General features: G+C 68.7%; 21 protein-coding genes and 1 pseudogene. 12 read left to right on the top strand and 10 right to left on the bottom strand.

The features are described 5' to 3' along the window. Nucleotides 1-76: 76 nt before the first annotated feature. Nucleotides 77-826, bottom strand: coding sequence for a CPBP family intramembrane glutamic endopeptidase (locus tag ACQUQ0_RS02015; protein ID WP_435182838.1), 750 nt, complete (start codon nt 824-826; stop codon nt 77-79). Nucleotides 827-959: 133 nt separating this feature from the next. Between ACQUQ0_RS02015 and ACQUQ0_RS02010 the strand changes: the two genes are divergently transcribed. Then, nucleotides 960-2,687: a radical SAM protein gene (locus tag ACQUQ0_RS02010; RefSeq protein WP_435182837.1), complete on the top strand. Its 1,728-nt coding sequence runs from the start codon at nt 960-962 to the stop codon at nt 2,685-2,687. A 53-nt stretch (nt 2,688-2,740) separates the two neighbouring features. Here ACQUQ0_RS02010 and ACQUQ0_RS02005 read toward each other — a convergent pair whose 3' ends face one another. The 3 genes from ACQUQ0_RS02005 to nreA form a co-directional block, all read right to left on the bottom strand. Continuing rightward, nucleotides 2,741-3,196 (bottom strand): SHOCT domain-containing protein, encoded by a 456-nt coding sequence (locus ACQUQ0_RS02005; protein WP_435182835.1) that lies wholly within the window; start codon nt 3,194-3,196, stop codon nt 2,741-2,743. Between the two features lie 86 nt (nt 3,197-3,282). Next, nucleotides 3,283-3,681: a TRAM domain-containing protein gene (locus ACQUQ0_RS02000; protein ID WP_435182834.1), complete on the bottom strand. Its 399-nt coding sequence runs from the start codon at nt 3,679-3,681 to the stop codon at nt 3,283-3,285. Nucleotides 3,682-3,772: 91 nt separating this feature from the next. Further along, entirely contained in the window at nt 3,773-5,038 is a 1,266-nt protein-coding gene (nreA, locus tag ACQUQ0_RS01995) for a DNA repair protein NreA (protein ID WP_435182833.1), read from the bottom strand. Nucleotides 5,039-5,168: 130 nt separating this feature from the next. Here nreA and ACQUQ0_RS01990 point away from each other — a divergent pair. Then, nucleotides 5,169-6,451: pseudogene (locus tag ACQUQ0_RS01990) on the top strand (MFS transporter). A gap of 140 nt (nt 6,452-6,591) precedes the next feature. Here ACQUQ0_RS01990 and ACQUQ0_RS01985 read toward each other — a convergent pair. Then, the gene (locus ACQUQ0_RS01985) at nt 6,592-7,467 is read right to left on the bottom strand and encodes a transcription initiation factor IIB (RefSeq protein ID WP_435183037.1); all 876 of its coding nucleotides are present in this window, start codon (nt 7,465-7,467) and stop codon (nt 6,592-6,594) included. Nucleotides 7,468-7,664: 197 nt separating this feature from the next. Between ACQUQ0_RS01985 and rnhA the strand changes: the two genes are divergently transcribed. Next, nucleotides 7,665-8,261 carry a ribonuclease HI gene (gene rnhA / locus ACQUQ0_RS01980; protein WP_435182832.1) on the top strand — a complete coding sequence of 199 codons (597 nt, stop codon included), beginning with the start codon at nt 7,665-7,667 and terminating at the stop codon, nt 8,259-8,261. Then, nucleotides 8,254-8,871 (top strand): DUF7108 domain-containing protein, encoded by a 618-nt coding sequence (locus tag ACQUQ0_RS01975; RefSeq protein ID WP_435182831.1) that lies wholly within the window; start codon nt 8,254-8,256, stop codon nt 8,869-8,871. Before rnhA ends, ACQUQ0_RS01975 begins: the two co-directional genes overlap by 8 nt. 6 nt (nt 8,872-8,877) lie before the next feature. On the opposite strand, the gene ACQUQ0_RS01970 is transcribed toward ACQUQ0_RS01975, so the two are convergent. Then, the gene (locus ACQUQ0_RS01970) at nt 8,878-9,237 is read right to left on the bottom strand and encodes a PadR family transcriptional regulator (protein ID WP_435182830.1); all 360 of its coding nucleotides are present in this window, start codon (nt 9,235-9,237) and stop codon (nt 8,878-8,880) included. Between the two features lie 281 nt (nt 9,238-9,518). On the opposite strand from ACQUQ0_RS01970, the gene ACQUQ0_RS01965 reads away from it, so the two are divergent. Next, nucleotides 9,519-10,052, top strand: a complete 534-nt coding sequence (locus ACQUQ0_RS01965) for an inorganic diphosphatase (RefSeq protein WP_372388194.1) — start codon at nt 9,519-9,521, stop codon at nt 10,050-10,052. A 175-nt stretch (nt 10,053-10,227) separates the two neighbouring features. Next, on the top strand, nt 10,228-10,359 hold the full coding sequence (locus ACQUQ0_RS01960; RefSeq protein ID WP_435182829.1) for a hypothetical protein: 132 nt from the start codon (nt 10,228-10,230) through the stop codon (nt 10,357-10,359). Between the two features lie 21 nt (nt 10,360-10,380). Here the strand turns inward: ACQUQ0_RS01960 and ACQUQ0_RS01955 are convergent, their stop codons facing one another. Then, nucleotides 10,381-10,884, bottom strand: a complete 504-nt coding sequence (locus ACQUQ0_RS01955) for a molybdopterin-dependent oxidoreductase (protein ID WP_435182828.1) — start codon at nt 10,882-10,884, stop codon at nt 10,381-10,383. Nucleotides 10,885-11,006: 122 nt separating this feature from the next. Between ACQUQ0_RS01955 and ACQUQ0_RS01950 the strand changes: the two genes are divergently transcribed. The 4 genes from ACQUQ0_RS01950 to thrS all read left to right on the top strand — a co-directional run bounded on the left by ACQUQ0_RS01950 (nt 11,007) and on the right by thrS (nt 15,530). Next, nucleotides 11,007-11,969, top strand: coding sequence for a rhomboid family intramembrane serine protease (locus ACQUQ0_RS01950; RefSeq protein WP_435182827.1), 963 nt, complete (start codon nt 11,007-11,009; stop codon nt 11,967-11,969). 1 nt (nt 11,970) lies between these two features. Beyond that, nucleotides 11,971-12,756, top strand: coding sequence for an endonuclease V (locus ACQUQ0_RS01945; protein ID WP_435182825.1), 786 nt, complete (start codon nt 11,971-11,973; stop codon nt 12,754-12,756). A 146-nt stretch (nt 12,757-12,902) separates the two neighbouring features. Further along, nucleotides 12,903-13,427: a hypothetical protein gene (locus tag ACQUQ0_RS01940; RefSeq protein ID WP_435182823.1), complete on the top strand. Its 525-nt coding sequence runs from the start codon at nt 12,903-12,905 to the stop codon at nt 13,425-13,427. A gap of 177 nt (nt 13,428-13,604) precedes the next feature. Continuing rightward, nucleotides 13,605-15,530, top strand: a complete 1,926-nt coding sequence (gene thrS, locus ACQUQ0_RS01935) for a threonine--tRNA ligase (protein WP_435182822.1) — start codon at nt 13,605-13,607, stop codon at nt 15,528-15,530. A gap of 17 nt (nt 15,531-15,547) precedes the next feature. Here thrS and ACQUQ0_RS01930 read toward each other — a convergent pair whose 3' ends face one another. Further along, the gene (locus ACQUQ0_RS01930) at nt 15,548-16,621 is read right to left on the bottom strand and encodes a DMT family transporter (RefSeq protein ID WP_435182820.1); all 1,074 of its coding nucleotides are present in this window, start codon (nt 16,619-16,621) and stop codon (nt 15,548-15,550) included. Nucleotides 16,622-16,844: 223 nt separating this feature from the next. Between ACQUQ0_RS01930 and hflX the strand changes: the two genes are divergently transcribed. Further along, nucleotides 16,845-18,227 (top strand): GTPase HflX, encoded by a 1,383-nt coding sequence (gene hflX / locus ACQUQ0_RS01925; protein WP_435182818.1) that lies wholly within the window; start codon nt 16,845-16,847, stop codon nt 18,225-18,227. 9 nt (nt 18,228-18,236) lie between these two features. On the opposite strand, the gene moaC is transcribed toward hflX, so the two are convergent. Further along, nucleotides 18,237-18,767, bottom strand: coding sequence for a cyclic pyranopterin monophosphate synthase MoaC (gene moaC / locus ACQUQ0_RS01920; RefSeq protein ID WP_435182816.1), 531 nt, complete (start codon nt 18,765-18,767; stop codon nt 18,237-18,239). Beyond that, a complete protein-coding gene (locus tag ACQUQ0_RS01915) occupies nt 18,764-20,200 on the bottom strand; it encodes an NAD(P)H-hydrate dehydratase (protein ID WP_435182815.1) in 1,437 nt (478 codons plus the stop codon). Before ACQUQ0_RS01915 ends, moaC begins: the two co-directional genes overlap by 4 nt. Before the next feature lie 147 nt (nt 20,201-20,347). Here ACQUQ0_RS01915 and ACQUQ0_RS01910 point away from each other — a divergent pair, with 147 nt between their 5' ends. After that, nucleotides 20,348-20,716: an ArsR/SmtB family transcription factor gene (locus ACQUQ0_RS01910; protein ID WP_435182813.1), complete on the top strand. Its 369-nt coding sequence runs from the start codon at nt 20,348-20,350 to the stop codon at nt 20,714-20,716. The last annotated feature ends 42 nt before the right edge of the window (nt 20,717-20,758 follow it).

Genomic DNA, 20,758 nt, shown 5'->3' with positions numbered 1-20,758 from the left:
CGGCCGAGCGTAACCGCTCTTGCGGTTCGCGATTCCCGCCTCCCGCGCTTCCCGATCGCTCACCGACCGCGGGACGTCAGAGCGCGTACAGCGACGGGAGGAGCGAGAGTCCGACCAGCAGTTCGAGGAGGTTGTTCAGCGCGTGGAACAGCCAGGCGCCGACGAGGTTGTCGAAGCGGAGGCGGAGCCACGTGAGCAGCGATCCGAGGAGGGCGGCGTTGAGGACGCCGGCGACCCCGGCGGTGAAGGCGTGGACGACGGCGAACACCGCGAGCGACGCGGCCCCGACGACGAGCGGTCGGTGCCCCCGTTCGATCCCGACGCCGACGAGGAGGCCGCGGTACAGCAGTTCCTCCGCGACGGGCGCGACGGTGACCGCGCCGAAGCCCACGGCGAGCGCTCCCGCGGTTGTGGTCACCGTCGCCGGCGCGTACCGCGCGACGCCGAGCGCGTCCGCCAGTACCGTCGTCGCGGGCCACCCGACGAAGACGCCGAGGGCGGTCGCCACCGCTCCGGCGGCGATCTCGCGGGAGGACGGCGTCCGGAAGAGCGCGGCCGCCGCGAACGGCGCCGAGTCCAACGCGACGAACAGGCTGCCGACGACCGCGAGGTTCGCGACGCCGTACACGAGCGTCGGGAAGTGCGGCGGAAACCCCGGATCGGCGCCGCCGGCCGCGACGTAGCCCGCCGTGATGGCGAGCGCCGTCAGCGCGATCGGCGCCACCGCGGCGAGCGCCCACGCGGAGCCGACGGTCTCGAAGGCGCCGGCCGTCCGTCGGAGTCGATCCCCCGGAATCCGTAGCGAGGCGAGGGTCGGAGGGCTCATTCGGGCGTGACTGTATCTACGATGGCCCCTGAATCTATCGGTTGGCTATCACGTCAACATTGAGTCCGGATCGCGCGGTCGCCGGCGGTCCCGGAGAGTGAGCGTTTTACCGCTCGGCCGTCTTTGGCCCGCTATGACCGATCCGGCCGACATCTCCGTGACGCTCGTCGACGGCTACGTCGACGAGCCGGCGCACTTCGGCGTGCCGCCGTACATCTCCACGTACCCGCGCTATGCGGCCGGGGCGCTCGTCGACGCCGGCGTCCGCCGGGAGCGCGTCACCTACCACACGATCGACGAACTCCGCGAGGACCGGGGCAAGTGGGCCGACGTCGCCGACGCCGACCTCTTCGTCTACATCGGCGGGATGACCGTCCCCGGGAAGTACGTCGGCGGGACGCCCGCCGAGCCCGACGAGGTTCGAGAGCTGGCCTGGACCGCCGAGGGCGTCTCGGTGATGGGCGGGCCGATCCGCTTCGGCGTCGGCGAGGAGAACGCCGGCGCCCAGGAGATGGAGCGGCAGGACCTCGACTACGACTTCCTCGCGATGGCCGACGTCGAGGCCGCGCTCTACGACCTCGTCCGAAACGACTTGGAGGGCTTCGAGAACCGCTACCGCGACACCGACGAACTGGACAGCTGGGCCGAGAAGGGGGCGTTCGTCGTCGAACAGCACCCAAATCATCCGGAATACCTGATCTGCGAACTGGAGACGTCGAGGGGCTGTGCCTACCGCTGTTCGTTCTGCACCGAGCCGATGTACGGCGACCCCTCGTTCCGCCAGCCCGAGTCGGTCGTCGGCGAGGTCGGGAACCTCTACGACCGCGGCGTCCGGCACTTCCGGCTCGGTCGCCAGGCCGACATCCTCGCGTACGGCGGTGACGGCGAGGCGCCCAACCCCGAGGCGTTGCGGGAGCTGTACGGCGGCATTCGGGAGGTCGCACCCGACCTCGGGACGCTCCACCTCGACAATATGAACCCGATCACGGTGGTGAAGTGGCCCGAGAAGGCGCGGGAGGGCATCCGGATCATCGCCGAGCACAACACCCCCGGCGACACCGCCGCCTTCGGCTTGGAATCGGCCGATCCCGTCGTCCAGGAGAAAAATCAGCTGAACGTCACCGCCGACGAGTGCTTCCGGGCGATCGAGATCGTCAACGAGGAGGCCGGCTGGCGCCCCGGCGACGATCCCGCGGACGCCCCCACCCACGGCGACGGCGCCGCGAACCGCCTGCCCAAACTGCTGCCCGGCATCAATCTCCTGCACGGGCTGAAGGGCGAGCGCGCGGAGACGTTCGAGCACAACAAGCAGTTCCTCGAACGCGTCTACGACGCGGGCCTGATGGTCCGCCGGATCAACATCCGGCAGGTCATGGCCTTCGAGGGGACCGAGATGGCCGACGAGGGCGCCGATATCGCCCGCGAGCACAAGAAGCGCTTCAAGCAGTACAAGCGCGAGGTCCGCGAGGAGATCGACCGGCCGATGCTGCGCCGCCTCGCGCCCGTTGGGACAGTCCTCCCCGACGTCCACCTCGAATACCACCAGGACGGCCGGACGTTCGGCCGGCAGCTGGGGACGTATCCGCTCTTGGTCGGGGTTCCGGGCGAGCGCGAATTAGGACAGACGATCGACGCCGCGGTCGTCGACCACGGCTATCGGTCGGTGACGGCCGTTCCCTACCCGCTGGATCCGAACGCGGCCTCGATGGACGAACTCACGGCGATTCCGGGGATCGGCGACAGCACGGCGGGCGACATCGTGGTCAATCGGCCCTACGAGTCGGCCGCAGAGGTTCCGTCCCCCGAAATCGACTTCGCGACGTTCACCGGCGGCTATCCGGTCGATCGCCGGGCGGACTGACGAGCCGTCGTCTGGCGTCGGCGGCGGCGTTCGCGCCGTCCCTCGCCGAAGCGCTACCCGCGGTTCGTCTCGACCGCGGTCCCCCGAGATCGCTCCGCGTGTTCGACCCCGGCCGCCGGGTCGTCGACGGTGCCGTTCTCGGTCCGGACGAGCGTGTCGAGCCGCCGTTCGAACTCCTCGTCGGAGACCTCTCCCGCGGCGTACCGGTGCTTGAGTGCCTCCACGGCGTCGCTTCCGGCGGATCTCGTTTTCGTTTCCCGGCCGGATGGCGGCGCGAGGAGCGACGCCGCAGCGACGGCCGGGAGGGTCAGCGCGAGGATTCCGAACAGCGCGATGAGGGCGTTGTACACGAGCCCCGTTTTCACGCCCGAGATGATCGCCACCGCGGCGTAGGCACAGAGGGGAGCGGCGACGCCGGCGACCGCGGCGACCCGACGCCGCCACCGACGGCTGTCGGGCGTGTATCTGGCGAGCGTGCTCGACGGCGATGCGTCGCGTGGAGGGCGCATATTCGGTGAGTGTCGACACTCGCACAAAACTGTTTTCCGGCCGAGAGCGGCGTTCGCGACGCGCGAGGCCGGACGCAGTGGCGTCGTTACAGTTCCTCTTCGATCACTTCGCCGACCGCGAAGTTCGACTTCACTTCCGTGACCTCGATCTTCACGCGGTCGCCGACTTCGGTGTCGGGGACGATGATGACGTAGCCGCGCTCGACGCGGGCGATGCCGTCGCCCTGCTTGCCGATGTCCTCGATCTCGACGTAGCGCAGTTCGCCGGGCTCGACGGGGGGCTGGGGCTCCGACGAGGGGCGCTCGGTCTCTGTCGTCTCCGTCGTGGACTCGGCCGAGCGAGAGATGAGAGCGACGCGGTAGGTCTCGCCGGGATCGATCGATCCGGTCTCGACCTCGCGCTTCGGTACTTCGACCACGTATCGGTCCTCTTCGGCGCGAACGTCCGCGTTGAACAGACACAGGAGCTTATCTGAGATTTCCACCGTATAGACCTCCGGTCGTACATTCCCGCGAATCGTTAAAGTAGTACCGCCCGTCACACCGGTCCCGCAGGTCGGTTTTCGGCCGCGTGGCCTAGTCGCCGAAGTCGCCGAAGGTCGTCTGGAGCCCGGCCGCCATCGTCGACTTCCGCTGGAGGGTGCCCAGCGAGATCGGCAGGTGCTCTCCGACGCCGCGGACCGCCCCGCCGAAGGTCTCTGCGGTCCCGTACTCCTCGCCGAAGGCGTCGCGGACGGCCTCCCGCACCTGCCAGACGCCGACCGGGCCCCAGTAGTCCTCGGAGACGTGCCGGAGGACGAGCGCCTTGGCCTGTCGCCCCCGATCGTCGAGGTGTTCGAGGACGCCCAGGCGGGCGGCGTGGTACGCGCCCGCGGTCTCCTCGACGTAGCCCGTCCGCCCCTCGCGGCCCTCGCTGTCGGCGGCGAGGTACATCCCCGCCTCGGGGTCGGGGTTCCAGACGCTGCCGGGCGCCTTCATCTCGACGAGCTCGTACTCCCACTTGCCGGGCGCGAGGATCACCCAGAAGGCGTTGCCGAGGAACTCGTTGCGGTGGACCTCTACGCTCCCGATCTCGGGGTTCGTCCGGATCCGCCCCCGGAGGTACTGGCCGACGGTGTCGTCGACGGCGGTGATCGACCACCGCGTGGGGACGAGTCGGCGCTGCTGGGTCTGGCCGAGCGCGCCCGCCGAGAGGATCGTGTTGACGTCGTAGACGTCGAAGCCGCGCCGGTAGAGGTAGGTCATCGCGCCCTTGGCGTTCCAGTCGTCGTCCTCCAGGGTCTTCTCGACGAGTCGCGGCACGTGGGGGTTCTCCGCCAGCTCCGCGGACTGGGCTCGCGCGCGCGGCCCCACGGGCGTCGCCACGTCCTCGACGCCGACGTCGAGGTCGACGTCGGGCTTCTCGTCGAGGCCGATCTCGACGGTCACGGGTCGGTCCGCGATCGCGACCTCGCGCTGTGTCCCCAGAAATCCGTTCCAAGAGTCGGCGACGTTCGTCACCTCCTGGGCGCGGTTGGAGTTCAAAAGCGAGGTCCGCCGCGCGAAGACGTCCGAGATGGAGACGCCCTCGTCGTACCACGCGCCCGAGGTCTCGAAGCGCTCGGCGTCGTCGTCGTGGCCGACCGGCGAGAGCAGCCCCGTCGACACCTTCGGATAATTGGAGGTGCCGACGAAGATCGACGGCGAGACGCCGCCGTACAGCGAGTCGCCCTGGACGGTCTCCTCGAAGCGGTCCTGGAAGGTCTCGAGGTGGTCGAGGATGTCGTAGGACTTCTCCTCGGCGAGCCGTCGACGCTCCGCCCGCTCGTTGCGCTCGATGTCGACGTACTCCTCCAGGTCCATTACCTGACCGTGAGCCGGCGACGAATATGAACCTTCGGCGCGGCGGTCGCTCGCGAGCGTCGGTGCCGGCGTCGCTTTCCCGACCGTGAACCGAAAGTTATCTTGCACAGAATATGAATTACTAAGCAAGATAGAAGACACACGCGACCTCACGCAGGGCATCCGCGAACACCTCGGGCAGTTCTCGCTGCACGTCCTCTTGGTGTTCGCGACGGGGCTGACGATCGGATCCGAGCGCGCGGTCGTGCCCGTTCTCGGCCGCGACGTGCTCGGCGTCGAGTCGCTGTTCGTGATCGGCTCGTTCGTGGTCTCCTTCGGGTTCGTGAAGTCCGCGCTCAATCTCTACGCCGGCAAGTGGGGCGAGGAGTACGGCCGCAAGCCCGTGCTCGTGGCCGGGTGGCTGACCGCGCTGTCGCTTCCGGCGATCCTGATCCACGCGCCGAACTGGGCGTGGATCACCGTCGGCAACGTCCTCCTGGGGATCAATCAGGCGCTGACCTGGAGCATGGCCATCAACGCCAAGATCGACCTCGCGGGCCCCGACCAGCGCGGCCTCGCCGTGGGGATCGACGAGGCCTTCGGGTACACCGGCGTCGCCGTCGGCGCGTGGGTCACCGGCGTGATCGCCGCGCAGGCGGGCCTCCGGCCGGCGCCGTTCTACTTCCTCGCGGCGGTCGTCGTGGTCGCGCTCCTCGTCTCGGTCGTCCTGATTCGGGAGACCGTCCAGTACGCCCGAGCCGAGGGCGACGACGACCACCACGACGCGAACCTCCCGTTCCTCGCGGTCCTGAAGCGCGCGACCTACGGCGACCGGACGCTGTTCGCGGCGGCGCAGGCCGGTCACGTCGAGAACTTCGTCGACACGCTGTTCTGGATCGCCGTCCCGCTGTACCTCACGAGCCGCGGGCTCGGCCTCGACGCCGTCGGCGTCGTCGTCGGCGTCCACAGCGCGATGTACTTCCTCCAGATCGGAACGGGCGGCCTGGCCGACCGCGTCGGGCGCCGCTGGCCCGTCATCGTCGGGATGTTCGTCGCCGGCGCGGGCGTGCTCGGGATGCCGCTCGTCGAGGGCTACCTCCCGTGGGCGCTCCTCGCCGGCGTCTCGGGCCTCGGGTTGGCGCTCCTGTACCCGAATCTGATGACGGTCCCGGGCGACGCCGCGCACCCGACGTGGCGCTCGGCCGGGATGGGCGTCTACCGGATGTGGCGCGACTCCGGGTACGGCGTCGGCGCGATCCTGATCGGGCTCTCGATGGAGTTCCTGTACGTCGAGGCCGCGTTCTACCTGACGGCGGGATGATGTTCCTCTCGGGCGCGGTCGTCCTCCTGTGGATGGAAGAGACCCACCCGGAGTTCGGGACCCACGAGCCGCCGGCCCCCGCGGCGGAGTCGGGTTCGCCGACGAGCGACTGATAGTGATTGCTCTCACTGTTTACCGCCGAACGCCGTTACCAGGGGTGGCGTTCGGCGGTAAGAGACGAGAGTAACCACTATGAGGGCCCTCTCCTGTGGCCGTCGGCTCGTAGGTGGAAAAACCGCGACAGAACGGGCGCCTAACTGTGGATGCCCATCGCTTCGATCTGCTCTTGGTACCGATTCCGGATGGTGACCTCGGTGACCTGAGCGACGTCGGCGACCTCGCGCTGGGTCTTCTTCTCGTTGCACAGAAGCGAGGCCGCGTAGATGGCCGCGGCGGCGAAGCCGGTCGGCGACTTCCCCGACAGCAAGCCCTTCTCGGAGGTCGTCTCGATGATCTCGTTGGCCTTCGACTGGACCTCCTTCGAGAGGTCGAGCTCCGAGCAGAATCTGGGCACGTACTTCTTCGGATCGACCGGCTTCATCTCCAGGCCGAGCTCCTGGGAGATGTAGCGGTAGGTCCGGCCGATCTCCTTGCGCTCGACGCGGGAGACCTCGGAGATCTCCTCCAGGGAGCGGGGAATGCCCTCCTTGCGGCAGGCGGCATACAGCGCGGAGGTGGCGACGCCCTCGATCGAGCGGCCGCGGATCAGGTCCTCGTTGAGGGCGCGCCGGTAGATCACCGAGGCGACCTCCCGTACCGAGCGGGGGACGCCGAGCGCCGAGGCCATCCGGTCGATCTCGGAGAGCGCGAACTGGAGATTGCGCTCGCCGGCGTCCTTCGTCCGAATGCGCTCCTGCCACTTCCGCAGGCGGTGCATCTGCGAGCGCTTCCGCGAGGAGATCGAGCGGCCGTAGGCGTCTTTGTCCTTCCAGTCGATCGTCGTCGTCAGCCCCTTGTCGTGCATCGTCTGGGTCGTCGGCGCGCCGACGCGGGACTTCTCCTGCCGCTCGGAGTGATTGAACGCCCGCCACTCCGGCCCGGGGTCGATCTGCTCTTCCTCGACGACGATCCCCGTGGGCTCGTGTATCAACTCGCCGTCGCCCGTCCGGACGAGGTCTTCCTCGTCCATGTCCTCGATGTCGATGCCGTCTTCCGCTTCGTCCGCCTCGTCTTCACGTTCGCCCTGCCATCGCGTCCTGTCTGCGTCCTGTTCCCGCTGGCGGGTGGGCCGTGTCATCGCATTTTTATATTCGCTATCTCGATACAGTTAAACCCTCGGCTGATTCGGACCGAACGCTTCTTTCGTCCCTGCCGAGTTCGTCCGGTATGCCGAGCGTCAACCTCGATCCCGACGTCGCCCGCGAGCGGCTGGAAGCCGCCGGCGTCGAGGTCGAACCGGGCAACACCGACCACGAGCGGTGGCGCGCCGAGCGCGGCGACGCCAACGCCGTCGCCTACGACGACACGGTCGTCGTGCAGGGGTCGCGGCCGACAGATCTCCTCGCCGTGCTCCGCGAGGACCGGGGCGGCCGCGCGCACGTCTACTTCGACGGCGCCAGCCGGGGGAATCCCGGTCCGGCGGCCGTCGGCTGGGTGCTCGTCACGAGCGACGGGATCGTCGCCGAGGGGGGCGAACGGATCGGCGAGACGACGAACAACCGCGCCGAATACGAGGCCCTGGAGCGCGCGCTCGAAGCCGCCCGGGAGTACGGCTTCGACGAGGTCGACGTCCGCGGCGACGCCCAGCTGATCGTCCGGCAGGTCAGGGGCGAGTACGACACCAACAACCCCGAACTGCGGGAGCGGCGGGTCCGCGTGCGCGAACTGCTGGAGACCTTCGACCGGTGGTCGATCGAGCACGTACCGAGAGCCGTAAACGACCGGGCCGACTCACTAGCGAACGAGGCGCTCGACGATGGCTGAACGAAGCGACGGCGACACCGGACGGCACAGCGCGGACGGCGAGCGGAGCGAGGGCGACGAGGACGCCGAGGTCCCCGACGACGTCGTCGAGGAGGCCGAGCGGCTGACGCGGCTCGCCGACGAGGCCGCCGTGGAAGACGCCGCAGAGGCCTACCGCGACCGCCGGGACGACCTGGTGGCCGACCACGACTTCACGGCGCGCGTCCGCGACGAGGACGACACCCTCGTGCTCTACCCCGAGGAGTGGGTCGAGGACGGAACGGTGCAGTTCGACCGGATCGACGACACCGACCGCGCGGTCGAGGTGTCGCTGTCGGGGCCCGACCACGGGGCCGAGTGGGACGCCATCGAAGCGCGGAACGAGGCCATCGTAGACGCGATCGAGGCGGCACACGGCCCCGACCACGCCGCCAACGTCCGCGCGTTCGCGGACTTCATGGGCAATCACTATCTGAAAGCGGTGGACGACGCGACCCGCGACGAGCGCGAGGAGTTCCTCACGGAGTACTACCCACGCAACGCGTGGCCGTCGGAAAAACAGGAATCCATCGTCGCCGAGAGCGTCCGTCTCGCGACCGAGACCGACCTCGACGACGTGCCCGGAGCCTGAGTTCGATTACCGGTACGACTCGACGAGCTCGACGAGTTCGTCCGCGCGTTCGTCGTCGGCGACGAACTTCGCGAACATCCAGTCGAACTGATCGACGAGCGCGTCGTGGCCTTCCTCGGTGAGCTCGTACTGGTTCGTCCGCTTGTCGAGTTCGCTCTTTTCGACCAGTCCCATCTCGACGAGGTCGTCGAGGTTGGGGTAGAGCCGCCCGTGGTTCACCTCGGTCCCGTAGTAGGTCTCGAGCTGCCGTTTGATGGCCAGGCCGTACATCGGTTCCTCGGCCAGGATCACGAGGATGTTCTGCTGGAACGCCGTGAGGTCGCGCACCACACTTTCGGTGTCAGTAACTGTTTGTGCCTCTGACATACTACCGAAAATGCCGTCGGGATATTTAACACTTCTTAACTCACCATTTAGCCGCCACTAATCCGCCTCCTCCGACCTCAAATCGGCAGATAACGGGCGATATGTCGAAATATAATATCCGCCGCGGTCCGATTCTCGTCGCCTAACGGGACCCCACAGATATTCCTGAGATATTATTAATGACTCAGTACCGCACTCAGCGGCCGTGAGAAGACGTCACAGGGCCTCCGGCCCAACGGCGATGCGAAAGGACTTTTTGTTCGTTCGGTGACGTAGTAGGTATGACGAACCTCTGGGAAGACCTCGAAACGGGACCGGACGCGCCGGACGTCGTGTACGCCGTCGTCGAGTGCCTGAAGGGCGAGCGGAACAAGTACGAGTACGACAAGGACGTCCCCGGCGTCGTCCTCGACCGCGTGCTCCACTCGAACGTCCACTACCCCTCGGACTACGGCTTCCTCCCGCAGACGTACTACGACGACGAGGACCCCTTCGACATCCTCGTCCTCGTCGAGGACCAGACGTTCCCCGGCTGCGTCATCGAGGCCCGCCCCGTCGCCCTGATGCGGATGGACGACGACGGCGAGCAGGACGACAAGGTCATCGCCGTCCCCGACGAGGACCCGCGCTACGACGAGGTCCAGGACGTCGAGGACCTCTCGGATCAGCAGAAGGCCGAGATCTCCGAATTCTTCGAGACGTACAAGAACCTCGAGGAGGGCAAAGAGACCGAGACCCTCGGCTGGGAGGACGCCGCGGCGGCCAAGGACGCCATCGAGCACTCGATGGACCTCTACGAAGAGCACTTCGGGTAGTCTGGCCCCGACTCCGACACCGACTCGGACTCCGAGTCCGACACCGATTTCGACCCCCGTTCTTTCGCCACCCGTTCGACGCCGAGCCATAACTGCTGAGAATACCGCCCGCTCGCCGCGATGTGTTATGCGTATGGGTAATCTTTTGGGTGCGTGCGCACAAGATACGGACGTGATGTCAGCCGAAACCACGCGCTTCGGCGTCGCGCACCCGACGGTCGTCCCCGGCAATCATCCGGGCGCCGGCGACGCGGACGAGGCTCCGGCGGACGAGGACACAGAGCGCGCCGCCGACAAGTCGTCCTGAGGCCCCGGTTCAGAGTACTCACTACGAGTCGATCCGCGACAGCGCAAGCTCCTTCGCCGTGTCCCCGTCGCTCGGCTCCGACTCGCGGAGCTCGATCTCTGCGACCCACTTGATCTGCTCCCAGCAGTCCGTGCCGGACTCGGTGGGGACGAGCCGCGCCGGTCCGCCGTGTTCGACCGGCAGCGCCTCGCCGTCGAGTTCGGTCGCGAGCACGGCCGTCGCGAGCCTCTCGATCGGGAAGGAGCACGCGTACTCCCCGTCCATCGCCCGGACGAGCGCGTGGCTCGCCGCCGACGTCGGATCGGCTCGATCGATGAGGGCTCCGACGCGGACGCCCCGCCAGGTGAGGTCGGCCGCGGTCCAGCCCTCCACGCACTCGAAGTCCTCCTCGAACGTCTCGGCCGGAAGCGCCGCCACGTCCGCCCTGTCGAGGTCGAGCGGGCTGTCGACCGCCCCGGTGACCCGGAGCGTCCACCCCTCGGGATCGACCTCCTCGGGCACCTCGTGTGATTCGAGTCCCGTCACGCGGACCCGTCGGTTCCCCGCGGCCAAAACCGTTGCCGCGAACGGGTTCGGGACGGCCCGGTGGCGGCCGGCGGACGGGCCGAGGGGAACCGTTTTTACTTGCGCCGGGACTACGAGGAGTGATGGCTACCTGCGACGAGTGCGGGAAGCACGAGAACATGCCGTACCAGTGCCGCCGGTGCGGGGACACGTTCTGTGCTGAACACCGCCTCCCGGAGAACCACGACTGTCCGGGCCTCAACGACTGGAACGACCCCTCCGGCGTCTTCGACAGCGGCTTCGACGACTCCGTCCAGAACCGCGGCGGTCGGTCCTCGTCCGCGGGGCTCAGAGAGCGGCTGTTCGGCACCGGCGGCCCGCTCGGGTACTTCCGCGGGAACATGAGCTACGTCTTCCTCGGCGCGATGTGGATCACCTTCGCGCTCCAGTACTTCGTCTTTCCCTTCCTCCTGGGCGCGGGACCGCGGAGCGCGCTCTGGCAGGCCACGTTCGTCCTCTCGCCGGGCCACGTCGAGTACGTCTGGACGTGGCTCACCTCGATCTTCGCCCACGGCGGCTTCACCCACATCGCGTTCAACAGCATCGCGCTGTACTTCTTCGGCCCCGTCGTCGAGCAGTACCTCGACACCAGGCGCTTCACGGCGCTCTTCTTCGGCGCGGGGATCGTGGCCGGACTCGCCCAGGTGTTCTCGACGCTCCTCACCGTCGGCCCGTTCGGCGCGGGCGTCGTCGGCGCCTCGGGCGCGATTATGGGCGTGCTCGGCGTGCTCACGGTGCTGAATCCGAACCTCAAGGTGTACCTCTACTTCATCATCCCGATGCCGCTGTGGGTGCTCACTTTCGGCTTCGCGGCGTTCAGCATCGTCGCGGGCTTCGGCGCCGCCAGCGGCGTCGGCGTCGTCGGCGGCAACGTCGCCCACCTCGCGCACCTCGGGGGGCTGATCGTCGGCCTCGCGTACGGCGCCCGCGTGAAGGGCCGCGTCGGCGTCCCGAACTCCCTCCAGTTCGGTGGCGGCGGCGGTCCCGGTGGCCCGGGTGGCCCCGGCGGCCCCGGTGGTCCGGGCGGCCCCGGACGGCGACCCTGAGATGGAGCCCGTCCGCCCCGAGTTCGTCCCCGACCCCGACGCGAGCCGCGCGGAGATGGAGGCGCTCCAGCGCGAGGTCGCCGCGGCCGCCGTCTGGGAGGACGACTTCGAGTTCGCCCCCGAACGAGTCTCCGCGCGCGGCGACAGCACGTTCGCCGAGGCCGCAGGCGACTCGACGGAGCGCCCGCTCGTCGCCGGCGTCGACCAGGCGTTCTTGGAGGACCGCGCCGTGAGCGTCGCGGTCGTCCGCCGCGGCGACGAGGTAGTCGAACGCGCCCACGCGGTGACGGACCTCGAAATCCCGTACATTCCGGGCCTGCTCTCCTTCCGCGAGGGCGGTCCGATCCTCGCCGCGTTCGCCGAACTGGACGCCGACCCCGACCTCGTCGTCTTCGACGGCAGCGGTCGCATCCACTTCCGACAGGCGGGCTTGGCGACGCACCTCGGCGCGACGCTCGACGTCCCGAGCATCGGCGTCGCGAAGGGCCTGCTCTGTGGCGCGCCTGACGACGACCTCGACGAGCGGCCGGAGGGCTGGCGGACGCCGATCCGCGCGGACGACTCGGTGGAGAACGCCGCGGACGGCACCGTCATCGGCCACGCGCTCCAGTCGCGGCAGTACGACACCCGGCCGGTCGTCAATCCGATCTACGTCAGCCCCGGCCACCGCGTCGCGGTCGGGACCGCCGCCGACCTGGTGGGGCGGCTCTGTGACGGCTACAAGCTCCCGGAGCCGACGCGGCTGGCGGACGCCTACGCCGACGACGTGAAGGCCGAGTACGCGTAGGGCGGTACAGCGATCGTTTGATAGTGATTACTCTCACAGTTTACCGCCGAACGCCACCCCCGGTAACGGCGTTCGGCGGTAAGAAACGAGAGTAATCACTATGAGTCTCCACAAGGGCCTTTCCGTCCTGCCGCGTGTGTCCGCGTATGCGACGCGCCAGCGCCGTTGCGGCGACCCTCGCGCTCCTGTTGCTCACCGCCGGCTGTCTGGGCGGCGCGCCGTCGTCCGGCACCGACTCGGCCACGCCGACCGAGACGCCGACCGACGCCGCGCCGTCGGGAAGCCCGACGCCGACGCCCGATCCGACGCCGGGCGCGACGCCCACCGACGAGTGGACCTCGACCGAGCGGGCCTCGGAGGTTCCCGACGCCGACACGGAAGTGAACCTGGAGAACCGGTGGAACCGGAGCGTCGAGATCCGCCTTCGCGTCGTTCGGCTGGCGACCAACGAGACGGTCCACGAGGGGACCTACACCGTCGAGCCGGGCGCGGAACGCCTCGTCTACAACCTCGCGGAGGCGAACCCCGACGGCATCGAGTCGTTCCGGATCGTCGCGACGGCGTTGAGCACCACGAAGCGCGTCACCGTCGAGACGAGCGCGTGTTACGGGAACGTCCACGTCGAGATCACCGAGGAGGGCGAGCTCTACCCGTACTACGCGATCTGTTGATCCGACGCGGTCGCCGTCGCTGCGCGTTCTGGCTCCCACGGGCCCTTTCGCGCACCCGTCGCCGCGGAGCCCCGCCGCTCTGATAGTGATCACTCTCATCAGCCTCGACAGTCGTCCCGTGCCCGCCTCTCCACCGACTCGAAAACACTTATTCGTGCGCTCGCACTCCCAACGCGTATGAGCGAAATCGTTGTCAGCCTCCCCGACGGCTCGGAACTCTCCGTCGCGGAGGACGCGACCGTCGAGGACGTCGCCTACGAGATCGGTCCCGGGCTGGGGCGGGACACGGTCGCGGGCGTCGTCGACGGCGAACTCGTCGACAAGGCCGACCCCGTCCACAACGGCGCGGAGGTCGTCATCGTGACGGACCAGAGCGACGAGTACCTCCGCGTGCTCCGCCACTCCGCGGCGCACGTCTTCGCCCAGGCGCTCCAGCGCCTCTACCCCGAGGCCAAGCTCGCGATCGGGCCGCCGACCGACGAGGGCTTCTACTACGACGTCACCAACGTCGATCTCGACGCCGACGACCTCGCGGAGATCGAAGACGAGATGGAGGCGATCATCGACGAGGACCTCCCGATCGAGCGGGAGCTCCGCGACCGCGAGGCGGCCTTCTCGACGTACGCCGACAACCCCTACAAGCGCGACATCTTGGAGACCGAGGCCAAAGGCGAGGACCCCGTCTCCTTCTACGTCCAGGGCGACTTCGAGGACCTCTGTCAGGGCCCGCACGTCGACTCGACCGGCGAGATCGGCGCCGTGACGCTGCTCAACATCTCCTCGGCGTACTGGCGCGGCGACGAGGACAACGACACGCTGACCCGCGTCTACGGGACGGCCTTCGAGTCCGAGTCCGACCTCGAATCGTACCTCGAACGCCGCGAGGAGGCCAAAGAGCGCGACCACCGCAAGCTCGGCCAGGAGCTCGACCTCTTTTCGATCCCGGACATCACGGGCCCCGGGCTCCCGCTCTATCACCCGAACGGCAAGCGGATCCTCGACGAGCTCTCCGAGTACGCCCGCAGTCTGAACCTCGACGCCGGCTACGACCCCGTCGAGACGCCGCACCTGTTCCGGACGGAGCTGTGGAAGGAGTCGGGCCACTACGACAACTACGTCGACGATATGTTCCTGCTCGACGTCAACGACGAGGAGTACGGATTGAAGCCGATGAACTGTCCGGGCCACGCGACCATCTTCGACCAGAAGTCGTGGTCGTATCGGGACCTCCCCGTGCGGTACTTCGAGGACGGCAAGGTGTACCGGAAGGAACAGCGCGGCGAGCTCTCGGGGCTCTCGCGGGTGTGGTCGTTCACCATCGACGACGGCCACCTGTTCTGCCGGCCCGAGCAGATCGAGGCGGAGGTCAATCAGGTGATGGACCACATCTACGAGGTGCTGGAGACCTTCGACCTCGACGCCCACGTCGCGCTCGCGACGCGCCCGGAGAAGTCCGTCGGCGGCGACGAGATCTGGGAGCAGGCCGAGTCCCAGCTCCGGTCCGTCCTCGAGAACCAGAACATCGACTACGACCTCGAACCCGGTGACGGCGCCTTCTACGGCCCGAAGATCGACTTCGCCTTCGAGGACGCCCTGGGTCGGAAGTGGGACGGCCCGACGGTCCAACTGGACTTCAACATGCCCGAGCGCTTCGAGCTGTCCTACACGGGCGAGGACAACGCCGAGCACCGCCCGGTGATGATCCACCGCGCGCTGTACGGCTCCTACGAGCGCTTCTTCATGGTCCTCATCGAGCACTTCGACGGGAAGTTCCCGCTCTGGCTCGCGCCCGAGCAGGTCCGGATCCTCCCGATCAGCGACGACCAGTTGGGCTACGCCCACAGGGTCAAAAACGAAATCGGCGACTTCCGCGTCGAGGTCGAGGACCGCTCGTGGACGCTCGGCCGGAAGATCCGCGAGGCCCAGGAGGACCGCGTCCCCTATATGGTCATCGTCGGCGACGACGAACAGGAGGCGGGGACCATCTCGGTCCGCGACCGGAAGGAGCGCGAGCGGGGCGACGTCGACGTCGAGACGTTCCGCGCGCACCTCGAAGACGAGTACGCCGCAAAGCGCGTCGAGCCCGACTTCATCGGGGAGTGACGATAGACGTTTGAAGATCAGTCGGCGTCGTGGCCGAACTCGGCGACGACGCTCGCGCTCCGGCACTGGTACTGCAGCCCGAAGATCCGATTGACACCGCAGCCGAGCGACCGCGGGAGCCGCCGCACGAGTCGGTGACGGAGGCTGTCCGGGTGGAAGCCGACCCGGCCCATCCGGCCGCCGAGGCGGTGGTGGATCGTCCGGTGCTGGACCAGCGCGAACCCGGCGAAGATGCCGAGGAAGCCGAGGACGGTCGTCCCGCTCACCGCCTGCCCGAGGAGCGCCCAGCCGCCGAGGGCGGCAACGACGGGCTGAAAGTAGCCGACGAGGTTGGTCTCGCTCGGGCCGATCCGCGCGTGGAGCGCGAAGTAGAGCAGGAAGCCGATCACGCCGGAGGCGACCGTCAGGTACGCGAGCGCCGCGAGCGCGGTCGGCGTCCAGGCCACGTCGGCGGGCGACTCGCCGGTGGCGACTGACCCCGCCAGGAGCGCGAGCGAGCCGACGAGCATCGCCCAGCCCTGCATCGACACGTCCGCGAGCGTCGTCCGGAGCGGCGTCGACAGCACCGATCCGAGCGCGAAGCTCGCGGCGGCGACCAGCAGGAGGCCGATGCCGACGGCGTCGGCCCCGAGCAGATTCGTGGGGTCGAGGTCCGCGACGACGGCGACGCCGACGAGTCCGAGGAGGAAGCCGCCGGCCGTGACCGCGTCCAGCGAGTCGTCGAGGACGAGCGCCGCGAAGACGGCGGTCAGGACCGGCGAGAGGCTGACGATCACGGCGGCGACGGAGCCCGGCACCGCGGCCTGGCCGAGGTACAGGAGGGCGTGGTACGCCGCGACGAGGAACCCCCCGACGACGGCGACGTTCAGCCATTCGGCCCGGCCGCGGGGGCGGATCCGCTCCCGCGTGACCGCCGCGTAGCCGAGGACCAGCACCCCGGCCAGCGCGTACCGCGCCCCCGCGAAGAACAGCGGCGGCACGGCTTCCAGTCCGGCTTCGATGGCGACGAACGACAGCCCCCAGATGGTCGCGAGCGCGCCAAAGAGGAGGGCATTCGGTGAGAGATATCGGGAACCACTGCGTCGAATCATAGAGATATCTCTTCTAAATGGCGTAAATATTTGAATTTTACTACAAAATAGAAGTGATAAATAGTTTCAAATTTCAAATATTGCCATTTTTCTCGTGTGAATCGATGTCTCGGTCGGTCGCGGACGCCGCGGCCTCCCGCGGGTAGCGTTCAAGTGCGTCGACTGTCTACGGGATGTAGATAGTGCAGGTGACAGACACCGAGGTCGCTCCGGCGGTGAACGTATGACCCAGGACAGTCGCGTCGTCGTCGCGAAGCGGGTCGACGGCGGCGACGACGCCGACCTGAGCGAGATCACAGAGCTCGCGCGCGCCGCGGGCTACGAGGTCGTCGGCACGCTCTCGCAGTCGCGCGACGAGGACGCCGCCTACCACTTCGGCGAGGGGAAGGTCGACGAGCTCGCGGCGCTGGTCGCCGAGACGGACGCCGAGGCCGTCATCGTCGACAACCGCCTGGGTCCGTACCAGACCTACAACATCGGCGGCAAGCTCCCCGAGGGCGTCGAGGTGATCGACCGCTTCACGCTCATCCTGGAGATCTTCGGCCAGCGCGCGAACACCCGCAAGGCCCAACTGCAGGTCGAACTCGCGGAGCTCCGCTACGAGCTTCCTCGGGCGGAGGCCAAGACGTCGCTGGCCAAACGCGACGAGCGCCCCGGGTTTATGGGGCTCGGCGAGTACGACGAGAGCCGCGAACAGGACATCAAGGCCCAGATCTCGCGGATCAAACAGGAGCTCGACGCCATCGCCGACAAGGAGGAGACCCGCCGCGAGCAGCGCCGGGAGTCGGGCTTCGACCTCGTGGCGCTGGCGGGCTACACCAACGCGGGCAAGTCGACGCTGATGCGCCGGCTGGCCGACGACCTCGACGTCGGCGAGAACGAGGGGCTCCACCCCGATCTCGATCCGACCGCCGAGTCCGAAGACCGCCTGTTCACCACGCTCGGGACGACGACGCGGCGCGCCGACACCGGGACGCGGGACGTCCTCCTGACCGACACGGTCGGCTTCATCTCGGATCTGCCGCACTGGCTCGTCGAGTCCTTCGAGTCGACGCTCGATTCGGTCTATCGCGCCGATCTCGTGCTCCTCGTCGTCGACGCCTCCGAGTCGATCGAGGAGATGCGCGAGAAGCTCGTCACCTGCCACGACACCCTCTACGAGCGGAACGAAGCCCCGATCGTCACCGTCCTCAACAAGATCGACCGCGTCGACGACGACGAACTGCGGGAAAAGCGCGAGGCGCTGTCCGCGCTCGCGCCGAACCCCGTCGCCGTCTCGGGGCTCACCGGCGAGAACGTCGACGAACTCACAGACCGGATCGAGGCCGAACTCCCCGACTGGCGCGAGGAGCGACTCCTCCTGCCGCTGTCGGACGACGCGATGAGCCTCGTCTCGTGGCTCTACGACCACGGGCACGTGCGGGAGGAGGAGTACACCGGCGAGGGGGTCCTCGTCGAGTTCTCGGCGCGGCCCGCCATCGTCGAACAGGCCCGCGCGAAGGCGGGCGAGATCAGGCGCGCCGACGCGCCGGACGCGGAGACCGAGGCCGCTCCCGTCGCGGACGGCGATGGATCCGAGTCCGGGGCGAGCCTCGACGGCCGGTAGGCAAAGTGATCAGTCGTCGGCCGACTCGCCGGGCCGCTGTTTCTCCTTCGTGACGACGTGGACGTCGTCGATCCGGGTGTCGGGGTACTGGCCGGCTTCGTCCTTTTCGGCCGCTTTGACCATGTCCCAGACGACGTTGAGTCCCGTCGTGACGCCCTCTAAGGCCTCCATCTCACAGCCCGTCTTCCCCGTGGTCTCGACGGCGACGGTGAGGACCACCCGCTCGTCGCGGACGTCGAAGTCGGTGTCGACGTTCGTGATCGGGATCTGGTGGCACATCGGGATCGTCTCCCAGGTGTGTTTGACGGCCTGGACCGCGCCGATCCGCGCCGTCGCGAGGACGTCGCCCTTGCCGATCTCGTCGTCGCGGATGGCGCCGATCGTCGACTCGGTCAGGTGGATCGTCCCGCGGGCGACCGCGCGACGCTCCGTGTCGGGCTTGGAGCCGACGTCGACCATCTGGACGTCGCCGGTCTCGTCGACGTGGGTGAGCTCCGGTTCCTCGTCCCCGTCGCCGGCGTCCGATCGCTCGTCGCTCATTCGTCGTCCCCCCACAGCGCCGCGGGCAGGCGGTCGATCAGATCGGTCGCGACCAGCCCGTAGCCGTTCTCCTCGACCGCCGCGTCCCCGGCGCAGCCGTTCGCGTACGCCGCGACGGCGGCCGCCTCGAACGGCGGCAGGACGCAGGCCAGCGCGCCGGCCGCGCCCGCGAGGACGTCGCCGGTGCCCCCGACGGTCATCCCCGGATTCCCCGTCCGATTCACCCGCCGGTCCCCGCCGTCGGCGATCACGTCGTAGGCGCCCTTCACGAGCAGGACGTGGCCGAGGTCGGCCGCGAAGTCCGCGACGAGGTCCGCGCGCGTCCGCCAGTCCTCGTCGGTCTCGCCGCCCATCTTTCGCAGTTCGCCCTGGTGGGGCGTACAGAGAAGCGTCGCGTCCGTGTCGACGGTCGGGACGACTTCGAGGGCGTCGGCGTCGACGACGGCGGTTTCTTCGTAGGCGTCGAGGAAGTCGCGGACGGCCGCCAGCGTCTCCTCGTCGCTGCCGAGTCCGGGACCGAGCACCGTGACGTCGTGTGCCGACGCGAGGGTGAGGAGTTCGCCGACGTGCGCCGGCGTGAGGTGGTCGCCGTCGTAGGGTCGGAGGATGAGGCTCTCGCTGTAGCCCTGGATCTCGCGGGCGACCGACGCGGGACAGGCGACCCTGACGAGGTCCGCGCCCGCCCGGAGGGCGGCCTGCGCGGCGAGCGCCGGGGCGCCGGTGTAGGGCCCGCCGCCGACGACGAGCACCTCGCCGAAGTCGCCCTTGTGGCTCCGGTCGGGCCGGCCGAGCGCGAGCAGGTCGCCCGGCCCGGTGAACAGCTCTGCGGCCTCGGGGATGCCGATGTCCGCGACCGTGACCGCCGCGTCGACGGCGTCGAGGCCGGGCTTTTCGTCGTGGAACGTCACCACCCGGTCGGCGTCGACGGCGACGCCCGCGGCCTCGCCCGTGTCGGCGTCGACACCGGAGGGGACGTCGACCGCCACGACCGTCGCGTCGGCGTCGTTGATCGCGCTCGCCGCCGTCGCCTCGGGTTCGCGGAGCGCGCCGGTCACGCCCGTCCCCAGCATCGCGTCGACGACGACGTCGGGGTCGCCGAGGTCGAGATCGGCCGAGTCGGTCACCGCGCGGGCGTCGTACTCGGCGTCCCGGAGCGCCTCCCAGTTCTCGCGGGCGATCCCCGTCGCGATCGTCTCGGGCCGGCCGAGCAGGTGGACCGCGACGTCGTAGTCGTCGAGGAAGCGGGCCGCGACGAGCGCGTCGCCGCCGTTGTTGCCGCGCCCCGCGACGACCGCGACCCTCGCGCCGGGGTCGGCCGATCGACGGACCGCGCGCGCCACCGCGTTGCCGCTCGACTCCATCAACTGCTTCCGGGGGACGCCGAGGGCCTCGGCGTTCCGATCCACCGCGGCCATCCGCTGGCTCGTGATCATCGCCCGACCCTCCGAGCGAGAGCGGCTAAAAAGCCGCGGGTGGGGGCGCCGCCGGCTTCGTTTCAGCGTGATCGATCCGATCACGCGTGAGCGGATGTGTGTCGGAAATCCGAAACGTTTAGGGTAGCGAGGCCGGTATCGCGTGGTATGTCGGGGCTACTGCCGTCAGAGACCGACGGGCGTGCCGGCGAGGACGACGGCGACGTCCGCGTCCTCCCGCTGGAGGACGACGAGGCCGCACGCCTCATCAACTGTCTCTCCTCCGACACGGCCCGCGCGACGCTCTCGGCCCTCCAGGATCGTTCGGCCACCGCCTCCGAGCTCGCCGACTCGGTCGGAACGTCGCTCCAGAACGTCCGCCACCACCTGGAGAACCTCCGCGACGCCGATCTCGTCCGCATCGTCGGCACCCGGTACTCCGTGAAGGGACGCGAGATGAAGGTCTACGCGCCCGCGCGCGAGTCGTTCGTCGTTTGTGTCGGCGATCCGCCCGAGGACGATCCGGGATACGAGTAGGTCCCCGCCGCGTTTCGGCCCTCACCCGCACCCTCAAATAGG

This window comes from Halobellus sp. EA9 (assembly GCF_051195055.1).
GTDB lineage: Archaea > Halobacteriota > Halobacteria > Halobacteriales > Haloferacaceae > Haloquadratum > Haloquadratum rubicundus.
The sequence above is the reverse complement of the archived record's forward strand: the minus strand, read 5'-3'. Positions and strand labels throughout refer to the sequence as shown.